The organism is Mesorhizobium sp. ES1-1 (genome assembly GCF_020164785.1).
Taxonomy (GTDB): Bacteria; Pseudomonadota; Alphaproteobacteria; order Rhizobiales; family Rhizobiaceae; genus Mesorhizobium.
The window spans coordinates 167,018-186,283 of the sequence record NZ_JAIUGX010000011.1; the positions used below are offsets into that span (position 1 = coordinate 167,018).

Annotated in this window: 15 protein-coding genes; 7 read left to right on the top strand and 8 right to left on the bottom strand. The window is 65.0% G+C overall.

The genetic code is table 11. The annotated features are described in order from the left end of the window. Positions 1 to 3,762, bottom strand: coding sequence for a hypothetical protein (locus LB513_RS19610; protein ID WP_224665159.1), 3,762 nt, complete (start codon positions 3,760 to 3,762; stop codon positions 1 to 3). A 10-nt stretch (positions 3,763 to 3,772) separates the two neighbouring features. Next, positions 3,773 to 5,986 (bottom strand): hypothetical protein, encoded by a 2,214-nt coding sequence (locus tag LB513_RS19615; RefSeq protein ID WP_224665160.1) that lies wholly within the window; start codon positions 5,984 to 5,986, stop codon positions 3,773 to 3,775. A gap of 240 nt (positions 5,987 to 6,226) precedes the next feature. Between LB513_RS19615 and dnaK the strand changes: the two genes are divergently transcribed. The 6 genes from dnaK to LB513_RS19645 all read left to right on the top strand — a co-directional run bounded on the left by dnaK (position 6,227) and on the right by LB513_RS19645 (position 11,942). Beyond that, a complete protein-coding gene (gene dnaK / locus LB513_RS19620; protein WP_224665161.1) occupies positions 6,227 to 8,143 on the top strand; it encodes a molecular chaperone DnaK in 1,917 nt (638 codons plus the stop codon). A 216-nt stretch (positions 8,144 to 8,359) separates the two neighbouring features. After that, positions 8,360 to 9,490, top strand: coding sequence for a molecular chaperone DnaJ (gene dnaJ, locus LB513_RS19625; protein WP_224665162.1), 1,131 nt, complete (start codon positions 8,360 to 8,362; stop codon positions 9,488 to 9,490). Between the two features lie 105 nt (positions 9,491 to 9,595). Next, positions 9,596 to 10,201: a phospholipid N-methyltransferase PmtA gene (pmtA, locus tag LB513_RS19630; RefSeq protein WP_224665163.1), complete on the top strand. Its 606-nt coding sequence runs from the start codon at positions 9,596 to 9,598 to the stop codon at positions 10,199 to 10,201. Between the two features lie 123 nt (positions 10,202 to 10,324). Next, positions 10,325 to 10,918 carry an NADPH-dependent FMN reductase gene (locus tag LB513_RS19635; RefSeq protein WP_224665164.1) on the top strand — a complete coding sequence of 198 codons (594 nt, stop codon included), beginning with the start codon at positions 10,325 to 10,327 and terminating at the stop codon, positions 10,916 to 10,918. After that, positions 10,915 to 11,628, top strand: a complete 714-nt coding sequence (gene pyrF / locus LB513_RS19640; protein WP_224665165.1) for an orotidine-5'-phosphate decarboxylase — start codon at positions 10,915 to 10,917, stop codon at positions 11,626 to 11,628. The genes LB513_RS19635 and pyrF overlap by 4 nt, the downstream gene beginning before the upstream one ends. A 26-nt stretch (positions 11,629 to 11,654) precedes the next feature. Then, positions 11,655 to 11,942, top strand: a complete 288-nt coding sequence (locus tag LB513_RS19645; RefSeq protein WP_224665166.1) for a DUF1330 domain-containing protein — start codon at positions 11,655 to 11,657, stop codon at positions 11,940 to 11,942. 1 nt (position 11,943) lies between these two features. On the opposite strand, the gene LB513_RS19650 is transcribed toward LB513_RS19645, so the two are convergent. The 6 genes from LB513_RS19650 to LB513_RS19675 form a co-directional block, all read right to left on the bottom strand. Further along, complete coding sequence (locus LB513_RS19650; protein WP_224665167.1) at positions 11,944 to 12,999, bottom strand: D-alanine:D-lactate ligase-like protein; 1,056 nt, start codon at positions 12,997 to 12,999, stop codon at positions 11,944 to 11,946. Positions 13,000 to 13,129: 130 nt separating this feature from the next. Next, a complete protein-coding gene (locus LB513_RS19655; RefSeq protein WP_224665168.1) occupies positions 13,130 to 14,011 on the bottom strand; it encodes an SMP-30/gluconolactonase/LRE family protein in 882 nt (293 codons plus the stop codon). After that, on the bottom strand, positions 14,011 to 14,649 hold the full coding sequence (locus LB513_RS19660; RefSeq protein WP_224665169.1) for a 2-dehydro-3-deoxy-6-phosphogalactonate aldolase: 639 nt from the start codon (positions 14,647 to 14,649) through the stop codon (positions 14,011 to 14,013). The genes LB513_RS19655 and LB513_RS19660 overlap by 1 nt, the downstream gene beginning before the upstream one ends. Continuing rightward, positions 14,646 to 15,605: a 2-dehydro-3-deoxygalactonokinase gene (locus tag LB513_RS19665; protein WP_224665170.1), complete on the bottom strand. Its 960-nt coding sequence runs from the start codon at positions 15,603 to 15,605 to the stop codon at positions 14,646 to 14,648. The genes LB513_RS19660 and LB513_RS19665 overlap by 4 nt, the downstream gene beginning before the upstream one ends. After that, entirely contained in the window at positions 15,602 to 16,369 is a 768-nt protein-coding gene (locus LB513_RS19670) for an SDR family NAD(P)-dependent oxidoreductase (protein WP_224665171.1), read from the bottom strand. Before LB513_RS19670 ends, LB513_RS19665 begins: the two co-directional genes overlap by 4 nt. A 293-nt stretch (positions 16,370 to 16,662) precedes the next feature. After that, entirely contained in the window at positions 16,663 to 18,459 is a 1,797-nt protein-coding gene (locus LB513_RS19675) for a GtrA family protein (RefSeq protein WP_224665172.1), read from the bottom strand. Between the two features lie 181 nt (positions 18,460 to 18,640). Between LB513_RS19675 and LB513_RS19680 the strand changes: the two genes are divergently transcribed. After that, positions 18,641 to 19,258, top strand: coding sequence for a class I SAM-dependent methyltransferase (locus LB513_RS19680; protein ID WP_224665173.1), 618 nt, complete (start codon positions 18,641 to 18,643; stop codon positions 19,256 to 19,258). The last annotated feature ends 8 nt before the right edge of the window (positions 19,259 to 19,266 follow it).

The window sequence follows — 19,266 nt, forward strand, 5'->3', positions numbered from 1 at the left end:
TCACTGCGGCTGCGGGAGCCTCAGGATCCTGTTTGGAGCAGCGCCCTGGTCCTGATCGGTCTGCAGCCTGCGCCGCGGCAGGACCTGTTGCATCAGCAGCCCTGGGTCAAGCTCCAGCGAGGGCTGGCGGCGGACAGGACGGCAGTTCGGGTACCGCCCGATCGTGCCTTCCGGGCAGCGCCGCCTGATGATCGGCTGGCACTGGCCATCGATCATCAGCGAACCCGGCGCGCATTCCGCATCCTGTCGGGGCTTGCGGCATGCGCCATTGATCACCTCGGTTCCACGCGGGCAGACGCACTCGCCGCGCTTGTTGTGGACCTGGCCGCGTATGTCGCACTGCTCCTGCGGCGGCTGCTTGCGACGGCAGGCATTGCCCTGCACCTCGGTCCCCCTCGGGCAGACACAATCGCCGTTGGATTCGTGGACCTGGCCACGGATCGTGCACTGGTCGGGTTTCGGCCGAATCGGCCGGCAGGCCCCGTTGCGCAGCTCCGTCCCCTGCGGGCAGACGCAGTCGCCATCGGCGTCGTGGATCTGTCCACGGATGGTGCACTGGTCCGGTTTCGGCTGGATCGGTCGGCAGGCTTTGCCCCGGACTTCCGTGCCCCTCGGGCAGACGCAGTCGCCGTCCGAATTGTGGACCTGGCCGCGGATGGTGCATTGCTCTGGCCTATCCGTCCTGACGCAGGCGCCATGCTCGAGTCTCGTGCTGCGCGGGCAGACACAGCGTCCGTCCTCGGTGCGGATCTGGCCTTCGAGCAGAACGCAGCGCTTCGGTGGCGGCGGCGTTGGCAGGACGGTGGTACCGCCACCGGTGCACTGGCCGTTGCGGAAGCTGGTGCCTTCCGGGCAGACGCAGCGACCGGCGTCGTTCATGACGAAGCCCGGCGAGCATTCCTTCTTCACCTCATGCGTGATGATGAAGGGATGGCAAGCATAGGCCTTGCCGCGGTCGCCCTGCCCATTGGCTGCGTCCTTTGGCAGGTCGCCGACGCCACCCTGCACCCTGGTGTCGGGAGACAGCACGCCGACGCAGTTCTGGCCATTCACCTTGCCGTGCAAATCGGCCAGGCGGCCATCGTCGGGGATGACCACCGTCACGTGGTGCGACTGGCTTGCGCCCGCGCCCAGCGACAGGTCGGCGATGCAGGAGGCGGGCACGGTTGCCGGCTCCGGCGAGCAACCGAAAGGCGGATCGGTCGCGGTGATCGCGACGCCGTCCAGCCGGCCGACGCCCTCCACGCCGATCGCATCGCCGATGCGAACCGGGCCGGAGAACGGGCTGGTCCCGTCATTGGCTATGGTGATGTCGAACGAGCAGGGTTGGCCGAGCCGGCATTCGCGGTCGCCGGTCTTGTCGACCCGGATGGTCGAGGGTCCGCCGCCCTTGGCGCAGGCCTGGCCGATCGGATAGACGATGTCGCCTCCCGGAGCCGGGCCATAGGAGCCACGCGCGCAGTTTTCGAACGCGCCGTTCGCCGAGACGGTCACGTCGAAATGGCGGCTCGTTCCCGGCGTCATGACGGCACCGGGGATCTGACAGGACAGCGCATTGGCCGGAACCGCTCCGCACGCCCATTCCGCGCCGTCAGGGGTGACGGTCTGGATCTGGACGGGCGCGCCGCTCGACACCAGCGTGGCGGCATCGCTGACCCGCACTGGACCGGTGGGAGCTGCCGTGCCGGCGTTGGATATGGTGATGCGGCAGGAGACCGCTGCAGCACCGCCGAGCGAGCCGTTGCAGACCTTGGTGATGCGAAGGCCAGGCTTGCCGCCATTGGGATGGCGGACGCGCTCCTTGGCGCAGGCCTTGTTGTTGCTGAGGTCGGCCTCACCGGCGATCGGCTTCACCTCGGCGCAGTTCTCGACCATGTCCGACTGGTAGTCGGCCGGCATCACAGCCTTGACGACAATCGGCGTCGAGGCGCCTGCGGGCAGCGATATCCCCGCATGGTCGCAGCGGAACTTCCCGGGGCCGTTCGGCCCGCAAGTCCAGGGCGGGCTCGGTCCGAAGGTCGACGAGGCCGGCGCACCGCCGGGATAGGTGTCGATCACCGTCAGCGGCCCGTTATAGGTCGACGTTCCGTTGTTGATAATGTCGATCACGAAGAAACAGACGCCGTCCGCCGTGCAGGCTTCCGTGCGGGCGCGCTTCTTCAGGATCAGGTCGACCTTCTTCTCGACCGGGGGCTGGCAGTCGCGGTCGCGATCGCCGCGCCGGCAGATCGGGATCGAGGCGCAGGCCCTATCGTTTTGCTGGCTGCCGAACAGCGGCTTGCCGCTGACCGCATAATTGTAATTGGCGCAGTTGCGCAAAACCTGGCCTTGCCAACCCGCAGCCGGCTTGAAGCCGAGCTTGAGGTCGACAAAGGCGCCGGGATTGAGCGTGGTCACCGGATGGGTGCAGCTGATCGGGGTGGCCCCCGGCGCGCAGACCCATGGCGGATTGGGGCCTGAACTCAGCGTCGAGCTGGCCGGCAGCGTCACCTCGTCGAGCACGATCTTGCCATTATAGGGCGCGGTCCCGACATTGGTGACCCGGATGGTGAAGTCGCAGCCGCCGGCCATCGTGCAGCGCGCGACATCGGCGCGTTTCTCGACCTTGAGGTCCGGCTCCTTGTCCCCAGGCGGACATTTGAGGTCACGTGGGATGACGATCTCTATGGTCTGCGTGCAGCACAAGCCCCAGCCCTCCTTGGGGCCGGCATAGGTTTCGATGCCCGTGACGATGAGGTGAATGACGTCGCCGGGAGATGCGCCGACGATCTTCCAGTTGAGCACGCCTCCACCTACAGGCGCCTTCTGGGTGTCGGGGATGATTGTGACGCCGGGTGTCGTTGTCGAGACCTGCACCCACTTGCCGCCCATCTCCGGGCCGACCGGCATGTGGTAGATGAAGGCGCCGCCGCCGGGCACGCAGTCGACCGTGCCGCGTTCCACCTTGAAGCACTCCTTGCCGGGAGGTGGCGGCGGCGGATCGCATTTGCTGACGTCGATCCTGATCGAGGTCTTCACGCCGGTGAGATAGCTGCCGTCATCGGGCTTGCCCGGATCCTGCGACGGAATCAGCGTCGCCAAGCCGGGCCCTTCGCTCACCTTGATCAAGCCCTGGTTGTCGACCATCGTCGGCGCAGGGAACGCCGCATGGTCGATCCTGGCGGTGATCCGAAAAGTGATGATGCGTTCGCTCGATTCGCCCGAACCGTCCAGATCGGAGGCGGACATCCGGAAATCGGAAACTGTTGCGGTGTCGTTGGGACCGGCCGAAGTGCTTATGACGGCGCCCGGCAGGGGACCGCCGGCAGCATCCGTGCCGTCGCCGGTGACCTGGACATTGACGATTTCCAGACCATGCGGGAGTTGGTCCCTGAATTCCAGCTTCAGGGCTTTGAGGGTCGCGTCGAGGGTCGGGGTGGCAAGGCTCCGTGGGTTGCCCCGCAGACCGAAACTCAGGACATATTCGACATAAGCGCAGCCACGCTGGCTGCCCTTCTTGGTGAAGAACGGCAACACGCGCCCCGCTTCGGGGTTGACGATGCTCGGATTGTCGAGCTGGAGGGCCTGCACACCGGAACTTTTCGCCTGGATGGTCTGGGAGGCGAAAGCCGGAAATGCGGGCGCGAGAGCGATACCGGCCGCCATCAGCCAGCGCGTGGCGCGCCTGGCGTATGACAGAGGTTTCGTGATCGTGTCCATGACGGTTGCCTGCTTGGCGGTTGGGCTGCTTTCCGCGAGCGGGGAGCTTACGAGATGTGTCATCTTCCCCTCCTCAACGTTCGCAGCTGACGGCGGGGGTGCGGAGCGGCAAGGTCATCTTGCAGCAAGGGTAGTAGCCACCCTTGTCCTTGTCGGCCTTCCTGTAGAAGCAGAGCCCGACATCGACTCTGTCGCCCGGATGATGGCCGGTGATGTCGATCGTGTAGGGTTTGGCGGGCGCATGTGACGGTGCTGTGGCTAGTCCGACGCCCGGCGTCCTGGACTGTACGTTGATCGAATCGCCGCCGAAGCCGGCATGGTCATGGAGGTAGAGATCGGCCTGGAGGCCGGAAGGCGTGCAGAAATACCTGACATCCTCGACGTCCAGACACGGTGGCAGATTGCCGGGCGGCAGAAAGTCCGGCGGGTAGAAGGGTGGCAGATAGCCGCCCGGAATTTCCTCATAGTAGCCGGCGCGGCCCTCGCAGGGGTGCCAGACAGCCACGTCGCCGACATGGCCTTCCACTTCGGGATCCTCGAAATCGTTGTCGAAGTCGACGAACCAGGAGCCGAAGGGCGGTACATTGGCCGGCTTGACCAAGTCCCTCGGCGTGATTTGCACACCGTGCACGGAGAGCGGCCCGCCGGCGGCGAGCTGCTCGGCGAGGGTCGGGTTGTCGCGCAGCTTGTCGCCGGTGGAGACCAGCGTCTGCGTGCAGACCGAGGTGTCGAGATTGCCCTCCGAATCATAGCCATATTGCAGGTCGAGACCGCCGGCCGACTGCCTGTTGCCTTGCGGGAAGCCGACCGCGTATTCCTGCGGCACTTCCACCCAGACCGATTCCGTCTCCGGATCGTCAGGGTTCTCGCGAAAATAGCGGATGACCTCGCCCTTGCCGGAATCGGCGAACCGGCTGTAGTCGTAGCGGTTTTCGACCGGGCCCCGCTGGGCGAGATACATGAAGCCGCTATTGTCGAAGACGATGTCGGTGACGGCGTAGTCCTTGTCGGCCTTGACCGTCAGTTCCCATCGGGGATCGCCGGCAAAGCCGCCGTCGCGGGCAATGCCGACAGACCAGATCTCGGATTTCTCGCCGACCGAATAGTACAGCCGGCCACCATGATAGGAGACGGCCCAGACACGGCGCTCATCCTGAGTGTAGCCCCAGCTTTCGGGGTCTTCGCTGTCGAAAGCGGCGCCCTGTATATCCATCACCGAGCCATCATCGGCGACCGGGGCCAGCCCATGAGCCGGGCGTCCGGCCACGCCATGGTCGAAGCTGTCGATCAGCCTGCCCTCGGCGTCGATGCGATGGATGAGGCCGGTATCGAGATCGGAGGCGAAGAACTGGCGGTGGCTGGGGTCGAAGGTGAGATTGCCGATGCCGGGACCGCTGTTGCCATCGATATCGGCAAATTTGGCGACCTGGCCGGTGATGCCGTCGATCTTCCAGATGGTGCCCGGGCCGCCGCCATTCTCGGTGCCGAACTGACCCTCCATGAAGGTCGCGCCGGCGGCGCCGCGGCGCTCGCGCTCGGGACGGCCGTCCTCGTCGGCATCGGGCGTGACAATGCGGATGCCGTGCAGCGAGGTGGCGCCGGCATAGAGATTGGGGACGCCCGATGGAACGCCGTCACGCACGCCGTCGTCATAGGTCAGGCCGAAAACCTGGCCGATCTGGCCCGCCGTCACCTCGAAGGGCGGCGGCGTGGCGACGAGCTGGCCCGAAGCCGGCCCGCCGAGTTGGGAAACGTCGAACACCCGAAGGGTGGCGCGCGCGATGTCGATAAAGGTTTCGTCGACCGGATCGATGCCCGGCGGCAGGCCCTCATCCAAATTGGGAATAAACGTTCCGGGGAAGCCGGTGACCGCCATCGAGCCGGGCTTGATGATCCGTGTTTCCTGCGCCCGCGCGGTGCCGCCGAGCGAAAGGGCGGCGGCGAGCGCCAGCGCCAGCGCCAGCAAACCACCTGCCGCAGGCGAAGCGCGGCGCCAGCCGAGACTAAAAGACGGAACGAGCGAGCCGCGAATGCGAGACATGACACTACCCCCGTAGTCGACGGGAGCAACGTCCGGCGTTGCCGCGCGCATCAGGGCAAGGCGCGGCGTTCCGGCTCGTTCTTCCCTGATCGAATTGTCTGCTTTCCTCGAGGTCAAGATACGCCTGCACCGGCGCAGGGTCAACGCAAGCCGCGGGAAGCCCAGCGCGCCGACTTCGTCCCTTAGGGGGGAATCAGGCCGGGCTGCTGCTCCGGAGGACATTGCCGCCTCTAGGTCGCTGGTCATGGAAACTTCCCTTTCCGGGCCGCACCACGCGGCGCCTGGAGTTCAGTCGCCGGCGGACGTCGAAAGGTTCATGGAAGCCTTGCGCGGAAGCTTGCGCCCGATGCAGCCTGTTCTTATATACGCGCCAAGCCGTTCGGAGCCGGAATGCCGGTAGCCGGAACGGATTTTCTTGTGAACAGGGGCTCTCGTCGGAACGCCTGTACGGGTCCTGAGAGCCTGCTTAGTGGAGAGACTAGAAAAATGGCAAAAGTAATCGGTATCGATCTCGGCACGACCAACTCCTGCATCGCCATCATGGACGGCAAGGAGCCCAAGGTGATCGAGAATGCGGAAGGCGCGCGCACGACGCCGTCCATCGTCGCCATCAGCGGCGACGGCGAACGTCTCGTCGGCCAGCCGGCCAAGCGCCAGGCAGTCACCAATCCAGAAAACACAATCTTCGCGGTCAAGCGCCTGATCGGCCGCCGCTATGACGATCCGGTGACGGAGAAGGACAAGAAGCTTGTCCCCTACAAGATCGTCAACGGCGACAATGGCGACGCCTGGGTCGAAGCCGGCGGCAAGAAGCAGTCGCCATCGCAGATCTCGGCCATGATCCTGCAGAAGATGAAGGAGACGGCGGAAGCCTATCTCGGCGAGAAGGTCGAGAAGGCGGTCATCACCGTGCCGGCCTATTTCAACGACGCCCAGCGCCAGGCCACCAAGGATGCCGGCAAGATCGCCGGCCTCGAAGTGCTGCGCATCATCAACGAGCCGACGGCCGCGGCACTCGCCTATGGCCTCGACAAGAAGGAAGGCAAGACCATCGCCGTCTATGACCTTGGCGGCGGCACGTTCGACATTTCGGTGCTCGAGATCGGCGACGGCGTGTTCGAGGTGAAGTCGACCAATGGCGATACCTTCCTCGGCGGCGAGGATTTCGACATGCGCCTGGTCGAATATCTGGCGGCCGAGTTCAAGAAGGAACAGGGCATCGACCTGAAGAACGACAAGCTTGCCCTGCAGCGCCTCAAGGAGGCGGCTGAAAAGGCCAAGATCGAGCTGTCGTCGACAACGCAGACCGAGATCAACCTGCCCTTCATCACCGCCGACGCAACCGGGCCGAAGCATCTGACGCTGAAGCTGACGCGGGCGAAGTTCGAGAGCCTCGTCGAGGATCTCGTGCAGCGCACCATCGACCCCTGCAAGGCCGCGCTCAAGGATGCGGGCCTGAAGGCCGGCGAGATCGACGAAGTGGTGCTGGTCGGCGGCATGACCCGCATGCCCAAGATCCAGGAGATCGTGAAGCAGTTCTTCGGCAAGGAGCCGCACAAGGGCGTCAACCCCGATGAGGTCGTCGCACTCGGCGCCGCCATCCAGGCCGGGGTGCTGCAGGGCGACGTCAAGGACGTGCTGCTGCTCGACGTGACGCCGCTGTCGCTCGGCATCGAGACGCTGGGTGGCGTGTTCACACGGCTGATCGAGCGCAACACGACGATCCCGACGAAGAAGAGCCAGGTGTTCTCGACGGCCGAGGATTCGCAGTCGGCCGTGACGATCCGCGTCTTCCAGGGCGAACGCGAAATGGCCGCCGACAACAAGGCGCTTGGCCAGTTCGACCTGGTCGGCATTCCGCCGGCCCCGCGTGGCGTGCCGCAGATCGAGGTCACTTTCGACATCGACGCCAACGGCATCGTCAACGTCTCGGCCAAGGACAAGGGCACCGGCAAGGAGCACCAGATCCGCATCCAGGCATCGGGTGGGCTTTCGGACGCCGACATCGAGAAGATGGTCAAGGACGCCGAGGCAAACGCCGAGACCGACAAGAAGCGGCGTGCGCTGGTCGAGGCCCGAAACCAGGCGGAAGCGCTGCTGCATTCCTCTGAGAAGTCGCTGAAGGACTATGGCGACAAGGTCTCGGACGCCGACCGCACGGCGATCGCCGATGCGATCGCGGCGCTGAAGACGGCCACCGAAGGCGATGACGCATCCGTCATCGAGGCCAAGTCGCAGGCGCTCGCCGAAGCTTCGATGAAGCTCGGCCAGGCCATGTACGAAGCCTCGCAGAAGGAAGCGGCGGAAGCCGACGCCAAAGCCGACGCGGCCAAGGATAGCGACGTGGTCGACGCCGATTTCGAGGAAATCGACGAAGACGACGACAAGAAGAAGTCGGCCTGATCGGCTGACGGCAAGATCGTGCAGAAAGCCCGGCGCAAAGCCGGGCTTTTTTGCAACCCCTTGCGAAAAAAACACCGGACAATAGCGAAAAACGCGGGCAACACCGCATTGATACTGGCATCCCGGTTTCATCACACCTAAATCGAAAACGGCAACGCCGGCAAAAAAGACGCACGCAGTACTTCGAGGCGTTGGGCATCCGGACAGCGGGACAAGATGAAAGCTGATTTCTACGAAACGCTGGGCGTCCAGAAGGGCGCCGACGAGAAGGAGCTGAAGAGCGCTTTCCGCAAGCTCGCCATGCAGTTCCATCCCGATCGCAATCCTGGCGACCATTCCTGCGAGCACAAGTTCAAGGAAATCAACGAAGCCTACGAGACGCTGAAAGACCCGCAGAAGCGCGCCGCCTATGACCGCTTCGGTCACGCGGCCTTCGAGCAGGGCGGAATGAATGGCGGAGCGCAGGGCTTCGGCGCGGGCGGCTTCGCCGACATTTTCGAGGACATTTTCGGCGACATGATGGGCGGGCGCCAGCGCCGCTCGTCCGGCGGCCGCGAACGCGGCGCCGATCTGCGCTACAATATGGAAATCACGCTCGAGGAGGCGTTTGCCGGCAAGACCGCGCAGATCCGCGTGCCGGCTTCGATCTCCTGCTCGGAATGCTCGGGCACCGGGGCCAAGCCGGGCACCCAGCCGGCGACCTGCTCGATGTGCAACGGCCACGGCAAGGTGCGCGCCACGCAAGGCTTCTTCTCGATCGAACGGACATGCCCGCAATGCCAGGGCCGAGGCCAGACGATAAAGGATCCGTGCCCGAAATGCGCCGGCCAGGGCCGCGTTACCGAGGAACGTTCGCTGTCGGTCAACATTCCGGCCGGCATCGAGGACGGCACCCGCATCCGGCTTGCCAATGAGGGCGAGGCCGGCCTGCGCGGCGGGCCGTCGGGCGACCTCTACATTTTCCTGGCGGTGAAGCCGCACGAGTTCTTCCAACGTGACGGCGCCGACCTTTATTGCAAGGTGCCGATCTCCATGACGACTGCCGCCCTTGGCGGTTCCTTCGAGGTGACGACGCTGGACGGCACCCAGACCAAGGTGAAGGTGCCGGAAGGCACGCAGAACGGCCGCCAGTTCCGCCTCAAGGGCAAGGGCATGCCGGTGTTGCGCCAGCCCAATATCGGCGACCTCTACATCCAGACCGCGGTCGAGACGCCGCAGAACCTTTCGCGCCGGCAGCGCGAATTGCTGGAGGAATTCGAACAACTCTCCTCGCAGGACAATTCGCCCCAATCGAGCGGCTTCTTCACCCGGATGAAGGATTTCTTCGAGTCCTTCGGCGAAAGTTGATCGCTGTGGACCGAAACCCCCACGGATTTCGGTCATCGGCATTGCGGCTTTGCCTTGGGACGCCCTGGTGTTAAGTAGCGTGCGGGGGCACTGAGGAGAGCTTGCATGACACGTAGTCACGGACTGCGGAAGGCGCTTGCGGAAAAGTTCGACGACGAACTCAAATTCTTCAGGGGCTGGATCGACAAGCCGAAAGCCGTCGGCTCGATCGTGCCGACCAGCTCGGTCACAGCCCGCAAGATGGCCTCGATCATCAATCCGAAATCCGGCCTGCCGGTTCTTGAGGTCGGTCCCGGCACCGGCGTCATCACCCGCGCCATCCTGGCGCAGGGCGTGCGGCCCGAGAACCTCTACGCGGTCGAATACTCGTCTGATTTCGTGCGCCATCTGCGGCGGCAATATCCTGGCGTCAACGTGATCGAGGGGGACGCCTTCAACCTCGACGAGACGCTTGGCGACAAGAGCGGGATGATGTTCGATTCGGTCGTGTCCGGCGTGCCGCTGCTCAATTTCCCCGTCGCCCAACGCGTCGCGTATGTCGAGAGCCTGCTCGACCGCATCCCGGCGGGACGGCCGGTCGTGCAGCTGACCTATGGCCCTATGTCGCCGATCCCGGCCGGCCGCGGCAATTACACGGTTAAGCATTTCGACTTCATCATCCGCAACATCCCGCCGACGCAGCTATGGATCTACCGGCGCGAAGCGCATTAGCTCCCCGGCGCGAGCCGGTTCGCGATACCTAGCGCCGGCTGTGTTCCTTGCGGCGCAGGATGACGAAGTTGGCGTTGATTTGACCGCACCTTGCCTGTACCTGTCCGGCAACATGGGTGCGCAATGGTAATCCCCAGACTCCTCGTTTTCGCCGGCTCGAACCGGACGGGCGCCTATAGCGGCAGGACCGCCGACGTGGCGCAGAAGGAACTTGCCCTGCAGGGCGCCGAGGTGACCCGCATCTCGCTCGCCGACTATCCGCTGCCCATCCTGGACGAGGATCTGGAGAAGGAAAAAGGCGTACCCGAAAATGCGCTGAAACTTGCCCGGCAGATAGCTGCCCATGACGGGATGCTGATCGCAACGCCGGAATATAATGGCTCCATCCCGCCCCTGCTGAAGAACGCGATCGACTGGGTGAGCCGGGTGCGCGGGGATGGCGGCCGCGCCGTCAGGCCGCTCGCGGGCAAGGTGGCGGGCCTATGCTCGTCCTCCAACGGACATTTCGCCGGCATCCGTTGCATCAACCATCTGCGTGCCGTGTTGGTGCGGTGCCAGATGGAGGTGGTGACGCCGGAATGTTCCGTGCCCGACGGGGCCGAGGCCTTCGACGAGAGCGGAAATTTCCGCGACGAGAGACTGCATAAATCGATGGAGCACCTATGCCGCACGCTGATCGAGACCTCGCGCCTGCTGTCGACCCGGAGCGTGCCGTGACAGGCGCGGCCGTGCACCCGACATCCATTCGGGAACGATTGATCGTCGGTCTCGACGTGCCCTCCGTGCGAGAGGCCGAGCAGGTGGTGCGCGAACTCGACGGCATCGTGTCCTTCTACAAGATCGGCTATCAGCTGGCCTTCGCGGGCGGACTGGACTTCGCCAGGGAGCTGGCCAGCGGCGGAACCAAAGTGTTCCTCGACATGAAGCTGCTCGACATCGACCACACCGTGGCCAGGGGCGTCGAGAACATCGTCATGATGGGTGTGTCCATGCTGACGATCCATGCTTACCCGAAGGCGATGCTGGCAGCGGTCGAAGCGGCAATGGGCAGCAGCCTTTGCCTGCTTGCCGTCAGCGTGCTGACCTCGATGGATGAGCAGGACATGATCGATGTCGGCTACGAGTATGACCCGCACACGCTGGTGCTGCGGCGCTCCGAACAGGCCCTGCATGTCGGCATGGGCGGCATTGTCTGCTCGGCTGCGGAAGCCGAAGCGGTCCGCAGGATCGTCGGACCGGACATGGCGGTGGTGACGCCCGGTATCCGCCCGGCCGGTAGCGACCATGGCGACCAGAAGCGCGTGATGACGCCGGCCCAGGCGATTCGTAGCGGCGCCAGCCACCTCGTGGTTGCTCGGCCCATCATCGGCGCCTCCGACCGCCGCGCCGCGGCGCAGGAAATCCTTGACGAAATGCGCTCGGCCTGACGTTCACCAACAATCGGAGAAAGACGATGCCCAAAGGATACTGGATCGCTCGTGTCGATGTACGCGACGCAGAAGCCTACAAGGAGTATGTCGCGGCCTCCAAGCTGGCCTTCGACCGTTTCGGCGCGAAGTTCCTGGCACGCGGCGGTGCGCACGAAGTTGCCGAGGGCGTCGGGCGCGCGCGCAACGTCGTCATCGAGTTCGAATCGCTGGCCGTCGCGCATGACTGCTACCACTCGCCGGAATATCAACGGGCGGTCTCCATCCGCCAGAAGGTCGCCGATGGGGAGATCGTGCTGGTCGAGGGAATCTAGTCTAAAATAGCCGGCTTGCCGCCGTCTCGGCCATGGCGTCGGCCAGTTCCAGGCCCCATTGCGACCGGCAATAATCCCGAAAATCGAAGCAGGGCAGGCCGGGGCAGACCTCGAACTCGATGAGGTGGACGGCGTCGTCGGCCTCGACCCGGAGATCGAAGGAAAACACATCGCGCAGGCCAAGCCCTTCCATCAGCCGGGCGGCGATGGTGCGAATCCTGGCGTCGGCGGCCGGCTGGCTTTCGGCCACCGGAACGAGTTCCGGCTGGACGTAATTCCCCGCCGCCTTCGCGGCTTCGCCGGTTTCGCCATAGAGTGCCAAGCTGTCGGCCATGGTCTGGAAATCGCCGCCGGAATCGACAAAGGCCACGCCAAGCGCCTCGGCCCCGGTGCCCGGCGCTACGCCTAGGAAGCTGGCGCGCACGTTGCGGCCGGCGACGTAGGGCTGGACGATGACGTCATCGCCATAGGCAGAGAAGACGCGCCGGCTGAGTTCGAGCGCGTGGTCGAGATCAAGGCTGCGCGAGTCCGGCCAGATGCCGATCTTGGCGCCGAGCCGGTTGGGCTTGACGAACCAGCCGGCCGTTGACGCCGGGGGTTCGACCAGCCATTCGCCATTTCGTGCAAGGCCGGCGGGCGGCACCGGCAGGCCGAGTGCGCCAAGCACGGCGCCGGAGCGAAACTTGTCCTGGCAAAGCGCGAACAGCGCATCGTCGGCGCCGATGGTCCTGAATCCGCCCAACCTCGCCAGGGTCGGGGCGGCGCTGCCGCGGAAATAGGCGATGCCATCGGTGAGGGTCCAGACCAGTGTCGTGGCCGGATGCTCGCCGGCAAGCACGCCGGCGGCATCGTCGAGCTCAACCGCCGCGAATGACAGGCCACGCTTGAGGCAGGCGTCGGCCAGCGCGTCGAATTCGGGAGCGAGGTCGGTCGACTGCGCCAGATAGGAGGCAATCTCGGCAGCGCGCTCGCGCGCATGACCGTTTGCCACCAGACGGTCGAGGCAGGCCTTTTCCGGCTCGTGGACAAGGATCAGCTTCGGTTTTGCGCGCGTCATCGGGTGAAAGCTTCCAGGGCGTTATCGCCTACCATCGCATGGTGGCCGCAAAGGGCTGCCGAGAAACCGACACCGGCCGGACGCCGTCGTGACAGCGCCGGGCTCTAATCGATCAACAGGCCGAGCGCTCTCAGGCGATCAGCACGCGCGGCTCGAAGCGGCCGTTGACCGGGATATCGAGCAGGAAGGTCATGCCGCCCTGCAGGTCCTCCAGGCGCTGCTTCTCGCTCTTTCCGGACCATGCTGAGGTGACCGCCAGCCGGTTGGCGTTCTTGCCGACGAAGGCCGGACAGGAGGGCTGCGTCACCGGCATCGCCACTGTGCGCACGAGCTTGCCTTCCGGGCTGTAGGCTTCGACGACGCTTCCGCCCCAGCAGGCATTCCACAGGATGCCGTCGCGGTCGAGAACCGAACCGTCGATATAGCCCTTGGCCGAACGATGATCGACGAAGACCTTCGGCTCGCCGGCGGGCAGGCCGGTCGCCGGATCGCAGTCGACGCGCATCAGCAGACCGGTTGTGGTGTCGGTGTAGTGGGCAAGCGCGCCATCCGGCGAGAAGCAGATCGAGTTCGAGACGGTGATGTCGGCGAACAGCTTGCGCAATTCGCCCTTGAAGAACCAGTAGATCGAGCCGGCGCCCTTTTCCTCCTTCTTGCCCATGGTGCCTGTCCACAGGGCACCGCAGGGATGAACCCGGGAATCGTTCGAGCGGGTGAGCGGATTGTCGGCCTCGATCGGCGTGTGTAGCGTCATCTTGCCGGTCGTGACATCGCGGACGAAGAGGCCTGTCTCGGCGGCGATCAGCTGGCGGCCGTCGTCGATGATGGCGATGGCGCTGGCCATCCGGCCAAGCTCGTGGGCGGTGGTCACGCCGCCCGACAGCCGCTTTTCCAGAAGCAGTCCGTTGACGATGTCGAACCAGTAGAGCGTATCGGTGGCGGGATCGTAGCTTGGCCCCTCGCCGAGCTGGCACACATGGTCGGAAAAAACGGAAACGATCGCTTCGCTCATCATGCTTCCCCGAACACCACATCCCAGGCTGCGACCGCCGCCTGGGCCCGCACGGCTACCTCGTCGACGGTCATGCCCGGCTTGAACAGGCTGGAGCCGAGACCGAAGACCGTGACGCCGACCGCCTTGTAGCCGGGAAAGTCCTTTTCCGAAACGCCGCCAACCGCGCCGACCAGCGTCTGCTGAGGCAACACCGCGCGGATCGCGGAAATGCCGGAGGCGCCGAGCACGCTCGCGGGGAAGAATTTCAATGCCGACGCACCGAGCCGGATCGCCTGGAACGCTTCGGTCGGCGTGAACACGCCGGGCATCGTCACCATGCCATGGTGCATGGCGCGCGCCATCACCTCGGCATCTATGTTGGGGCTGACCAGCAGCCGCCCACCGGCCTCGTGCAGGCCATCGACATCGGCTGCCGTCAGCACGGTGCCGGCGCCGACCAGGGCCGTGTTCGGAAGCACCTGGACAATCCTGGCGATCGACGAGAATGGCTGGGGCGAGTTGAGCGGCACTTCGATCGCCTCGATGCCGGCGTCGAACAGCGCTTCCCCCATCGCCATCGCCTCGGTGGGTTTGAGACCGCGCAGGATGGCGACCAGCCCGCGCTTGAGGCTGGGGAAAGGTGCGGTCTGGCTCATAGGGATGCTCCGGTCCTGGCGATCATGCCGTTTTCGCGCGCGGCCTCAATGAGGCCGGCACGCACGGCCTCATCGGCGTCGACAGCGCGCACGCCGAGCCCGGCAAGGCCAAGCGCGGTCCGGTACAGTGTCGCGAGCGCACCCGACGCGATCAGCACCACGGATGCTGTCCCCTCGCCATGCCGGCGGCGCGCCGAGGCAATCTCACCCCCGATCAGCAAGCCGGACAGGCAGGCAGCCGCATCGTCGGCCTTCAAGTCCTGAAGCAGGCCGGCGGCGCGAATCGAAAACAGCCTCGATGTGACGTCGCCGCCCTCGGCCAATGCGGTTTCGCACCAGCGGCGGAAGAACGGATTGTCAGCCGAGACCGGCGTGGGATTTTCGCCGAGCGAATGGCGCAGGATAGAGTGCGCGGCAAGCACGGAAAACAGCTCGCCGGTCGGCCAGGTGCCGAAGCCGGTGACGGCGGCGTCCTCGACCTGCACCCATTTCGAATGCGTTCCGGGCATGCAGACCAGCTGGCGTCCGCCGGCGGGCAGGCCGGCGCCAGCCAGCTGCGTTTCCTCGCCGCGTATGACATCGGGAGCGTCGGCGAGACGCTGGGCAAGGCCAGGAACGATGCGGATGTCGCGGCTCTGGCCGGGCACGGGGGCAGCGCCCGCCAGGATGGCGCGAAGCGGTGCCGGGACGGTCACGTAGGGCGCCTCCAGCCAGCCCTGGCGAGAACCGGCCATGCCGCAGATGATGACCGGCAGCGTTTCCGGCGCGGCGAGCGCGGCAAGATGGGCTTCGAGAAGAGCGGAAAAGCCCTTCTGCTGCGCCGTGATCAGACCGTCATCGCCCCGGCGCTCGGCCAGAACCTTGCCGTCCCTGTCGATCAGCCACACCCGCATGCGGGTCGTGCCCCAGTCGACGGCCGCGACAGAGGGCGCGTTGCCGGCAAGCCCGGGGCTCACAGGAACCCTCCATCGACGATCAGCATCTGCGCGGTCAGCATGCGCGAAGCGTCCGAGGCGAGGAACAGCACGGTGCCGACGATGTCGTCCGGCTGCATGACCTGCTTGATGCACTGCTTGGCGACGTGGGCGGCGAGCGACTCATCGGTCACCCAGAGTTCCCTCTGGCGATCGGTGATCACCCAGCCGGGCGCGATGGCGTTGACGCGGATGCCATCGACGCCGAGCTTTCCTGCCAGCCCCTTGGTCAGGCCGAGGATGCCCGCCTTGGCGGCGGTGTAGGCCGGCATGTCGGGATGGTTGATCAGGTAGGATGTCGAGGTGAAGTTGATGATCGAGCCGCCGCCTGCGCGCTTCATCCCCGGCGCCACGGCCTGCGCCGTGAAGAAATGTGGCCGCAGGTTGATGGCCAGATTGTTGTCCCAGAATTCCACCGTCACGTCCTCGACGGCGTGGCGATCGTCGATGGCGGCGTTGTTGACCAGCACGGTAATTTCGCCATGCGCCTGCGCGGCCTCAGCGGCCGAGCGCCGCAAGGCCTCGACATCGCGCAGATCAGTCTTCAGGTAGAGCGGCCGCCGACCGAACTCTTTCTCGATGCGGTCGGCAAGGACCATGCTCGGCCCGTCGGCGATGTCTATGAAGGCGACATTGGCGCCCTGGCGCACGAACCCCTCGCTCAATGCCGCGCCAATTCCGGAGCCGCCGCCGGTGATCAGCACCGAGGCACCTTCGAGGTCGGCGAAATGCGCCGATGGCATCATGTCTATTCTCCGCGCTTGACCGGCGCGCATCCTAGCCAGGGACGTCGCGCGGGCAAGGGTGAAAACTCGACTTGGCGGCTTAAGTCAGACAAAACGATAATGCGCTGGGCTCGACACTCATACTTGCCATCGCCTTCGGTCAGCGTCCTCTCCGTGGCGGCCGGATTGACAGTTTATGGCGATGGCGTTGTTGCCTTCACCGAGATGCGCCGGGGCAAGGGCGGCCTGCACCCGCGTGCCGGCCTGGGCCGTCTTGGCATGGTTTGCGCGTCAGGCACTTGTTCATAAGGTTCTCAGCCGTCGGTCCGGACACGATAGAGCTCGATCGGAGCCCCTCGCGTCTCAGGCACCGGCTCCAGCCAGTCCGGCACATTGCCGCGCATCAAGCCGGCCAGGAAACCTTCCGGCGCAGTGAAGGCGAGGAACCGGCTCTCAGGATTGCCACGACACATGGCGACCAGGCCGACGCGATGATCGCGAACGATCGCAGCAGCCTGCGCATTGGAGCCAAGGAACGCATCGAGGGCGAGCCTATCTCCCGCGACGTTACGGTGGTAGGGGCCAGCGAAAACGCGATGTCCGGAATAGACAAGGATCGGCGCGCCCAGATTGGAGACGGCAAGAACCGTGGTGCCCGGCATGCGCCCGAGCGCTTCGAACGCGGCCCTGGAATGACACGAGGGATCGATCCCCCGGGCCTCGCTGACTGTCTGGCCGCTTTCGAACACCGCCGACGCCGCCTCTGCGGCGCCCGACCAGGCCGCGTTGACCGAGATCAGCCATGCGGCGGCCATGCGCAGCATGGAGCCGCGCGATGGGCTGGCTTCAGCGTGCTGCCGCCATTTGGCGATCCAGGCCGAAAGCGGAATAACGGCGAAGGTGATCGAGAATGTCGAGCCGCGTACCTGCCAGACGCTGACCAGGAATGCCACCACCAGCAGCACGGCGACCAGGCTATCCTGGCGGCGCCAGCCACGACCCAGCCGCGACGCCATCAGCACGATGGCCACCAACGGCGTGGCATAGCGCGTCAACACCTTGGCCGGATCGTTAGCGGCAAGCTGAAACAACGACTGCGCCTCGTCGATATGGTCGAGCAGCAAAGTCTTCAGGCGCGGGTCCAGCACGGCATAGGGTGCGGCCAAACATTGCGGGAACAGGGCGAGGAGAACCGCGCCGAGCGCCCCGCCGAGTAGGACAAGCGACAGGAGGCGTCGTCCCCGCGTGTGGCTGGCCGCCCGGCTGGAAGCAATCATGGCAAGGCCGGTTCCGGCGAGCCCGGCCGCGATGAACTGCACAGCTGAGAAGGCGTCGCATTGGGCCTGGCCCCAGGCCGACTGCGGAATAGTGGTAACGAACACAAGCGCTGAAACGCCAGCAAAGCCGAGGCCGAAATCCCTCGCTATCGGCCTTTCGGCGTCGCCGTGGAAAGCAAACAGCATCGCCACGCAGATGCCTATGGTGGCGACATAGGGCACCGTTTCCATGCCGACGGCCAGCGTCAACGCGGCGGCCAGCCCGGACAGCAATGCAGCGGGCTTGTTAACGGGCGCCTCGAGCAGCAGGCTCAGGCTGGCGACGGTCAGCATCAGTTGGACATTGTGGTGATCTAGCGCGCCCGGCGAGAAAATGCCGAGGAAATACAGTGCCGCCGCGCCGATCACGACCGTCGGCAACACGGCGTCCTTGCCGGCGAAGCGACGCGCGGCACGGATCATGAAAACCATAGTCATGCCGAACAGCAGTGCCGGCCAAGCTACCCGTGCAACATTTTCGGCAAGCGGCGCGTCGCCGGTCAGCTTCGACACGGCCAGCACGATGGCGGCGATCGGCGCGTCGACCAGACGCGACCAGTGCATGATAAAGCCGCCTTCCAGTCCCATCCTGTATTGGTGCAGGTCGAACCAGCCTTGCCCGGCCAAAAGGTCGCGCACCTCGACCAGCCGCAGCAAATTGTCGTTGTCCCCGCCGGCGTCGGCCAGCATTGGAAACCCGGCGCAGGCGTTGACGAACAGGGGCGCTAGCGTGGCGAGCAGCGCCAACACGAGGTCGTTGCGCCATGACCGGCGTGGCGTGGCCTTGACGGACATTGTGGCATCGACACGAGTCACGGCGAGACCTTTGATTGCTGCCTTTCGCAAAAGAGAACCTAGCGCCAACTCACTGAACAAACCTTAAGCCAGCCTTGCGAAAGGCAGATGTCACGAAACGCTTTGTTTGCCATCCACGCATTATCGTCCCGCAACAGACAATCCGGTCCAGGATGTTGGCATGAGTGTTATGGCCGTCGAAAAGAAGATCCTGAACGCGGCCCATAGCCGGGCAGTGTTTCAACGCCGCATCCGCGTGCTCTCCGAACAGGTCGGCGCGATGCTGGGCAATGAAGGCACTGTTCTCGATCTCGGCTGCGGCGACGGCTCGCTGGCCAAGGCGGTGATGGACCGGAAGCCGGGGCTGACGTTTCGCGGGATCGACGTTTTTCTTCGTCCGCGTACGGCCATCCCCGTAGAGATTTTCGATGGCACCACGATACCCGCCGCCTCCGGGTCGTTCGACTGGGTGACCATCGTTGACGTTCTGCACCACACTGACAATCCCGGCCATCTTGTCACCGAGGCCGCAAGGGTCGCCCGCAAGGGCGTGGTCATCAAGGACCATCTGCGCGACGGGGCCTTCGCCTGCAGTACCCTGCGGTTCATGGACTGGGTGGGCAACAAAGGTCATGATGTGCGGCTGCCCTACAACTATCTGTCCCGGCAGGAATGGGATGGGATTTTCGCTCAGGTCGGTATCAAGACGCAAAGCTGGCGCGAGAAGCTGGCGCTGTATCCGTTTCCGGCCAACCTCCTGTTCGACAGGGGTCTGCACTTCGTCGCATCGCTGCGCTAGCCGCGGCC